General features: G+C 46.6%; 1 protein-coding gene. It reads right to left on the bottom strand.

Annotation, left to right across the window (positions count from 1 at the left end):
* Positions 1 to 226: 226 nt before the first annotated feature.
* Entirely contained in the window at positions 227 to 559 is a 333-nt protein-coding gene (locus H3Z84_RS16880; protein ID WP_199458291.1) for a DMT family transporter, read from the bottom strand.
* Between the last annotated feature and the right edge of the window lie 258 nt (positions 560 to 817).

Here is an 817-nt window from a genome sequence, read left to right as displayed (position 1 = left end):
TAAAGACATAAACACGTGAAAGTCAGAGCGCCATGCTTTGTGCGCGTTCAAGCACGAGTCGCTTGCGCTCGCCAGGGAGCAGAATAGGAGCGCAAAAATCACGAATAATGTCCGCATCGGTTTCTCCTGGACGGCTAACGCCCGCAGCACGCGCGGCTTTGTAGTGAAGGCGCAGCCGAAACGGAAAAGCCGTCGCTGTGCCTGCGATTGTTAGATGCCTGACAGCTCAATGAACGCTAGCCTTGGATAATAGATTAAGAATTGCTACTCCACTCACAATAAACCCGATGCCAACAAACCCCCAAGTGTCCAGCTTTTGCCCATAGACACCCCATGCAATCAATGTCACCAAAGCGATTCCCAAACCCGCCCAAACTGCATACGCGACACCCACAGGTATTGCTTTAAGGGATAGCGAAAGAAAGTAAAATGCAATTCCATAACCCACCAAAACTACAAGGGACGGGCCTAGCTTAGTAAATCCATTGGTAGACTTTAGTGCAGTAGTTGCAACCACTTCTCCAAATATTGCAATAGCCAAGAACATCCAGTTTTTCATAGAAATCAACTCCTACGTTTCAAGAAGGAGTCGTATTTTATAGAGTATTTTTTAAAAATATCAGTCTTGTCCTACGCGATTTGCTGTGAGCAAACTACATCTAACAGCTTATTAGTTGAGTTATTGTCAAATCTGGTGTATGACCATCAAGCGGCGTCTCTGTCAGGTTGATCATCCACCCGTTCTCCATCCCGAAACTGAACGTTGTTCACGACCAGCTTCAGTTGGTTAAACCCCTTGATCCGCTTCCAGCGTTTC

It is taken from the genome of Marinobacter sp. bablab_jr003 (genome assembly GCF_016464245.1).
GTDB classification, from domain to species: Bacteria; Pseudomonadota; Gammaproteobacteria; order Pseudomonadales; family Oleiphilaceae; genus Marinobacter; species Marinobacter vinifirmus.
This window is presented reverse-complemented; position numbering and strand designations above follow the sequence as displayed.

Coding starts and splice junctions, on each gene's coding strand:
- H3Z84_RS16880 (WP_199458291.1), bottom strand. CDS start 559: ATGAAAAACTGGATGTTCTTGGCTATTGCAATATTTGGAGAAGTGGTT.